This window comes from Kineococcus sp. G2, assembly GCF_037154035.1.
Classification (GTDB): domain Bacteria; phylum Actinomycetota; class Actinomycetes; order Actinomycetales; family Kineococcaceae; genus Kineococcus.
Genome location: NZ_JBBBEM010000108.1, coordinates 1 through 6,218 on the forward strand (window position 1 = coordinate 1; position 6,218 = coordinate 6,218).

At 72.3% G+C, this 6,218-nt stretch carries 6 protein-coding genes and 1 pseudogene; all 7 read left to right on the top strand.

What is annotated here, in order from left to right:
- A pseudogene (locus V9U69_RS15395) lies at window positions 1-246 on the top strand (hypothetical protein); the annotation flags it as partial.
- A gap of 2 nt (window positions 247-248) precedes the next feature.
- On the top strand, window positions 249-1,034 hold the full coding sequence (locus tag V9U69_RS15400; protein ID WP_337062732.1) for a prepilin peptidase: 786 nt from the start codon (window positions 249-251) through the stop codon (window positions 1,032-1,034).
- A gap of 159 nt (window positions 1,035-1,193) precedes the next feature.
- On the top strand, window positions 1,194-2,237 hold the full coding sequence (pilM, locus tag V9U69_RS15405) for a type IV pilus assembly protein PilM (protein ID WP_337062733.1): 1,044 nt from the start codon (window positions 1,194-1,196) through the stop codon (window positions 2,235-2,237).
- Window positions 2,234-2,890 carry a hypothetical protein gene (locus tag V9U69_RS15410; RefSeq protein WP_337062734.1) on the top strand — a complete coding sequence of 219 codons (657 nt, stop codon included), beginning with the start codon at window positions 2,234-2,236 and terminating at the stop codon, window positions 2,888-2,890. Before pilM ends, V9U69_RS15410 begins: the two co-directional genes overlap by 4 nt.
- Before the next feature lie 22 nt (window positions 2,891-2,912).
- Entirely contained in the window at window positions 2,913-3,596 is a 684-nt protein-coding gene (locus tag V9U69_RS15415; RefSeq protein WP_337062735.1) for a type 4a pilus biogenesis protein PilO, read from the top strand.
- An 11-nt stretch (window positions 3,597-3,607) separates the two neighbouring features.
- Window positions 3,608-4,678, top strand: coding sequence for a hypothetical protein (locus V9U69_RS15420; RefSeq protein ID WP_337062736.1), 1,071 nt, complete (start codon window positions 3,608-3,610; stop codon window positions 4,676-4,678).
- Complete coding sequence (locus V9U69_RS15425) at window positions 4,662-6,092, top strand: cell wall-binding repeat-containing protein (protein WP_337062737.1); 1,431 nt, start codon at window positions 4,662-4,664, stop codon at window positions 6,090-6,092. Before V9U69_RS15420 ends, V9U69_RS15425 begins: the two co-directional genes overlap by 17 nt.
- The last annotated feature ends 126 nt before the right edge of the window (window positions 6,093-6,218 follow it).

Consider the following 6,218-nt stretch of genomic DNA (forward strand, 5'->3'; position numbering starts at 1 on the left):
GTGTCCAACTCCTTCACCGTGCAGAACTACGACCGGGGTGCTGCTCTGGGCACGCTGAGCGTGTTCGGTGGCATCTACCAGAAGCAGCGCGGTGCGGTCGCACTGTCCGGCAGGACCGGCTACGTCAAGGACTACGCGTACGACTCACGGCTCGTGAGCCTGCCGCCCCCGTCGTTCCTCCGACCGGCGAAGGACCCCTGGTTGGTGTCCGCGTTCAGCGAGACGCAGGGACTGCCGAAGAAGTGAGCGTGCTCACGATCACCGCAGGCCTGCTCGGGATCCTGATCGGCTCCTTCCTCAACGTGGTCGTGCACCGCGTGCCGCTGGGGCGGTCGGTCGTGGCCCCGGCCAGCCGGTGCCCGGGGTGCGACACGCCGCTGCTGCGGCGGGACAACGTCCCGGTGCTGTCCTGGCTGGCCCTGCGGGGCCGCTGCCGGCACTGCGCCCGTCCGATCAGCCCGCGCTACGTCGTCGTCGAGCTGCTCACCGGTGCGCTGTTCGCCGCGGTCGCCTGGCTCGTCGGCTGGTCGTGGGTGCTGCCCGCGCACCTGTACCTGGCGGCCATCGCCGTCGCCCTGGCCGCCATCGACCTCGACGTCAAGCGCCTCCCGGACGTCATCGTCCTGCCCTCCTACGTCGTCGCCCCGGTGCTCCTGGCCGTCGCCAGCGCCGGCACGGGGGAGTGGAGCGCTCTCGGGCGGGCCGCGCTCGGCGGCCTGGCGCTCTGGGGCTTCTACTACGCGCTCTACCGGGTCAAGCCGGGCGGTATGGGTTTCGGGGACGTCAAGCTCGCCGGCGTCCTCGGCCTGTACCTCGCGTGGTGGGGGTGGCCGCAGTTCCTCGTCGGCGCCTTCCTCGCCTTCCTCGTGGGCGGGGTCGTCAGCGTCGCCCTGCTGCTGTTCAGCGACGCGGGCCGCAAGACGCGCATCCCCTTCGGCCCCTACATGCTCGCCGGTGCACTGGCGGCCCTCTTCACCGGTGCCGACCTCGCCGGCTGGTACCTCCAGATCTTCGGCTTGAGCCCTGTCGCCTGAACGGGCGCCGTCCACCCGGGGGAAGCGCGCACGCGACGCTCAAGCGCCCCGCTCCGGGGGCCGATCACGTTACTGACGATCCAGCTCCGGCGCGCAGCGCCGGGCCACCACCGCCGGCGCCAGGCGCGGGCCGACCCACTGATCCACGAAGGAGGCGACGTGCCCGGACGTACCGCCATCGGCCTCGACATCGGAACGTCGGGAGTGCGTGCCGCCGAGCTGTCCTACGGCAAGGGCGGCATCACGCTCGAGAAGTTCGGGCAGGTCGCCCTGCCGGAGGGCGCCGTGCGCGACGGTGAGGTCGTCGACCGCCCGACCGTCAGCGAGGCCCTGCGGACGCTGTGGAAGGGCAGCGGGTTCACGTCCCGCAAGGTCGCCCTCGGTGTCGCCAACCAGCGCGTCGTGGTCCGTCAAGTGGACCTGCCCTGGATGCCGGCCAGGGAGCTGAAGGCGTCGCTGCCGCTGCAGGTCCAGGACTACCTCCCCCTGCCCGTGGCCGAGTGCGTGATCGACTTCCACCCGGTCTCCGAGCTGCGCGAGAACGGCTCCCGCACCCTGCGCGGCCTGCTGGTCGCCGCAGCCCGTGAGATGGTCATGTCCAACGTCGAGGCCGCTTCCGCCGCGGGCCTGCGGGTCACCTCGGTCGACCTGACCCCCTTCGCGGTGCTGCGCGCCGTCGGCAGCCCCTTCGGCCCGGCCGCCACGGAAGCGCTCATCGACATCGGTGCCCGCGTCACCAACCTGGTCATCCACTCCGCCGGCACCCCCCGGTTCGTCCGCATCCTGCTCTCCGGTGGTCAGGACGTCACCGATGCCGTCGCCGAGCGCCTCGGCGTCCCGATGGACGTCGCCGAGGCCGTCAAGCGCCAGACCGAGCAGGTCGGACAGGACGCGGAGGAACGGGCCGCGACCGCGGTGCAGCTCATGAGCGAGGTGTTCGTCGACGAGATCCGCACCTCCATCGACTACTACTCCGCCTCCAACCCCCAGTTCCGCGTGGAGCGCGTCGTCGTCACCGGTGGCGGCTCCCTGCTCGCCGGCGTCGTGGAGGGCCTGTCGTCCGTCACGCGCCTCGAGGTGGTCGCCGGCAACCCGATCGCACCGCTCCACCTGGGCAGCACCGGGCTCGACGAGAGCCAGCTGCTCCAGATCCAGCCCCTCGCCGCCGTGCCCGTCGGCCTCGCACTCGGAGCGATCGCATGAGCTTCCAGACACTGGAGGCGGTCGCCACGCAGCAGACCGTCGTCCGCGTGGACCTGCTGCCCCCGGAGATCGGCCAGCAGCGCGCCTTCCGCCGGTTGCAGCTGGCGCTCGCCGGTGGCGTGGCCGTGGTCGCCGGCATGGCGGGCGCCGCGGCGATCATCACCCTGGGGCACGTGTCCACCGCGCAGGAGGCGCTCGACGCCGAGCAGGCGAAGACGCCTGCGCTGCAGCGCACCCAGCAGCAGTACGCCGAGGTTCCGCAGGTCCTCGGTGAACTGGCGCAGGTGCAGAGCGCGCGGGACACCGCGAAGGCCTACGAGGTGCCCCTGTACGCCTACCTGGACCGCATCGCCACGGGCGCCCCGTCCGACCTGTCGCTGAGCTCGCTGACGATCGCCGTCACGGCGGGCAGCGGCAGCAGCAGCGGCACCGTGGACGGCACCACCCCGGTGGTCGCCGACGGCATCGGGACCGTGAACGTCACCGGCTCCACGAAGAGCCAGGACAAGGTCGCCGCCTGGATGGAGTCGCTGGAGGCGATCGACGGCCTCGACGCCACCGCGCTCTCCAGTTCGCAGCGCGACGAGCAGGGAACCGTCACCTTCACCACGTCCAGCACCCTGACGTCGGCCGCGCTCGCGCACGGTTCGTGACGCGGAACGACAGGAGCACCCCATGAGCATCTCGAAGACCAAGCTGTGGACGGCCGGTGCCGTCCTCGTGTCGCTGGCGCTGGTGCTGGCCACGTGGTTCCTCGTCATCTCGCCCAAGCGCGCCGAGGCGGCGGACCTCGCCACCGACCGTGCCGCGGCGGAAGCGTCCAACGCGTCGATCCGGCTGAAGACCGAGCAGCTGCAGGCGCAGTTCGCCACGCTGCCCGAGCGGCGCGCCGAGCTCGCCGAGATCCGTTCGGAGTTCCCGTCCGAGGCCGAGGTCCCCACCCTGCTGCGCTCCCTGGAGCAGCACGCCACCTCGGCGGGCGTCACGCTGGTCAGCATCACCCCCGGTGCGCTGGCGGCGTACGTCCCCGGTGCGGACCCCGCTGCGGCGACCACTCCCACCGCCTCTGGAGCGACGATCTCCGCCCTGCCGGTGACCGTGGCGGTGAGCGGTTCCTTCGCGCAGACCGAGCTGTTCGTCAAGCAGGTGCAGGCGGACATGAAGCGTTACCTGCTGCTCGAGAACGCGAGCCTGGCCGTCGAGGACTCCGCGGCAGGGGAGACCTCCGCGGTCACCACGACCCTCATCGGCAAGATCTTCGTGCTGCCGGTCACCAGCACCGTCACCGACGCACCGGCCGTCACCGCCACCGCCCCCGCCTTGACGCCGCCCAGCGCCACGACCACCGAGACCACCTGAGGGACGCGATCATGAGTTTCTCCAGCTCCCCCGACTCCTCCTCGCCCCAGCCGGACGAGTCCGTGACCGAGGAGTTCCCCGAAGGTCCCGGCCGCCGTCTCGACGCTCGTGTGGTGCGTTCCCTGGTGGCCGGTGCGCTCGGCGTGGCCGTCATCGGCGGTGGTGCTGCGGGCTTCCTGTGGCTGAGCAGCGCGCCCTCGGGTGCGGAGGCCGTCAGTCCCTACGCCGGTGGTGTCGCCACACCGCCGGTCGCCACGTCCTCTCCCAGCGGTGATCCGGTCGCCTTCGCGGCCGGCGGCCGCGACATCTTCGCCGGCACGGCAGTGCCGACCACGGCGACCGATCCCCTCGTCGGGGTCACGGGTGTCGCGTCGTCCAGCACCTTCAGCGGGGTCACGGTGCCGAGCGCATCCAGCGGCTCGACGACTCCCGCCCCGGCCCGGGGCACGTCCTCCGGCGCCACCACGACCTCGCCGGTGACGTCCGCTCCGACCGCGACCGGTTCCGCTCCCGGGCCCGCCGTCTCGACCACCCCGTCGGACACCCGGTCCACGGCCCCCGGTTGGACGGTGCCTCAGGTGTCCTTCGTGACGGGCACGGACAGTGCCGGCCTGTTCCTCATCGCAGGCGAGCACGTGCGCGTCGCGGCCGGCGACCTGGTCTACCCGCTCGGCATCCGCTACGGCGGCCTGGTCGGCGGGGCTGAGACGACCACCCCCGTGGACGGCGAGCTGCCGCCCGTCACAGCCGTCTTCACCACCGAGAACGACGCACGGACCGGATGGGTCATCACGTCCGACCCGAAGGGAGAGGTGCTGCTGCCCGACGCCGTCGTGGGCCACCCGCAGGGCCGTGTCCGCGCCTACGGCGTGCTGGGCAAGCAGACCTGGATCCGCGTCGACCGCGAACCGGGCAAGCTCCACTCCGAGGACGCTGTCGTGGAGGGCACGGGGTTGACCTTCCTCGGTGACGCCCCCGGCGTCGAGGGCCTGCCCGTGGCGGACGTCTACTTCAAGGACGCCGCCGGGAACTTCTACTTCGGCACGTTCGGTGGAGGTGAGTCCGATGGCGTCTCGTTCTGAGCGCTCCAGCGCCCGCCGGCGCACCGGCGCGGTCGCGGCCCTGGTGGGCCTGGCGACCGTGGCGGGGGCAGCCTCGGCGGCGGCGACCCCCACACCGGTGACGGCGCACCGCGCCTACGGCGTGGACCGCTACGCGACCGCGGCGACGCTCGAGGACCCCGCCCGCGACGTCGCGTACGTCGTCACGGGGGCGAGCTTCGCCGACGGCGTGACCGCCGGCGCTCTGGCCGGGCAGGACGGGGCGAACATCTTCCTCACCCCGCGCCCGCAACTCACCGACGACGTCCGCGCCGTCATCGGCTACTACCGCAAGGTTGTCGTCGTGGGCAGCGAGTCGGCTGTCGGGCCGGACGTGGTGACGTGGTTGCGGCAGAACACGCGGGCCGAGCTGTCCCGCGTCGGGGGTGCGGACCGGTACGAGACGGCGGCGAAGCTGTCGGCGGCGTCGTTCGCGCCCGGCGTGGCCGACGTCGTCATCGCCACCGGCACCGACTACGCGGACGCCCTCGCGGGTTCCGCCGCGGCCGCCTCGGTCGATTCCCCCGTCATGGTCGTGGAGCCGGGCCGCGTCCCCGATAGCGTGCGCGCCGAACTGGAGCGCTTGCGACCCGGGCGGATCACCGTCCTCGGTGGGGAGGGCGCCGTCAGCGCGTCCGTCGCCGCCGACCTCGCGCAGTACACGACCGGGGACGTCCGCAGGCTGGCGGGTGCCGACCGCTACGAGACGGCGGTCGCCGTCAGCCGTGCCTACTTCCCCACGGGGTCGAGCTGGGTGGAGCTCGTCAGCGGCTCCGCGTGGCCGGACGCCATCGCCGCGGGCGCCTCGGCGGGCCGGCGCGAGTCACCGGTCCTGCTGACCCCCCAGTACTGCCTGCCCCAGGTGGTGAACCTGGAGATCGAGCGCCTCCGCCCGAACTCGCTCCAGGCCGTCGGCGGGGACGGTTCGTACTCCGAGGTCGCCGCCAAGCGGACGTCCTGCGGTGCGGGGGAGAAGACGTACCTCGACGAGCTCGCGCAGCCTGAGGGCAACGCCACGTACGTGCAGTCGCACGCCACGATCGGTGGGGTGTTCTACCCGCGCTCGGCGGCGTTCTCCACGTACGTGCCCACCAGCACGACGGACACCCGCAACGCGGAGTACCGGGTGTGGGACATCGGGGCCGGTCGCTCGCGGTTCACCGCGGTCGTCGGTGTCGCCGACGGCGTCACCTCGGGCCTGACCGCCCGCGTCGAGGTGTTCGGGGACGAACGACTGCTCAGCAGCTACGAGGTGGCCGTCGGGAAGCCGGCGAGCATCGACGTGGACGTGCGCGGTGTCCGCAACCTCAAGCTGGTGACGACGTCCTCGGACCGCACGTCGACCGGGGACGAGACGGACCACGTCGTCTACTTCGGCGACTCCGCGGTGCGCTGAGCACGCCCGGCACCGCACAGGGCCCGCACCCCGCCTGGGGTGCGGGCCTTCCTCATGTCCAGTCGACGTCTTGAGCCGATACTCACCGCCTGAGTGACTGTTTCAGATGTGTGGTGAGGGCTGCGC

Bases quoted from the DNA above. Each gene is read 5' to 3' on its own strand.
- V9U69_RS15410 (WP_337062734.1), top strand. From the start codon at position 2,234: ATGAGCTTCCAGACACTGGAGGCGGTCGCCACGCAGCAGACCGTCGTC.
- V9U69_RS15415 (WP_337062735.1), top strand. From the start codon at position 2,913: ATGAGCATCTCGAAGACCAAGCTGTGGACGGCCGGTGCCGTCCTCGTG.
- V9U69_RS15420 (WP_337062736.1), top strand. From the start codon at position 3,608: ATGAGTTTCTCCAGCTCCCCCGACTCCTCCTCGCCCCAGCCGGACGAG.
- V9U69_RS15425 (WP_337062737.1), top strand. From the start codon at position 4,662: ATGGCGTCTCGTTCTGAGCGCTCCAGCGCCCGCCGGCGCACCGGCGCG.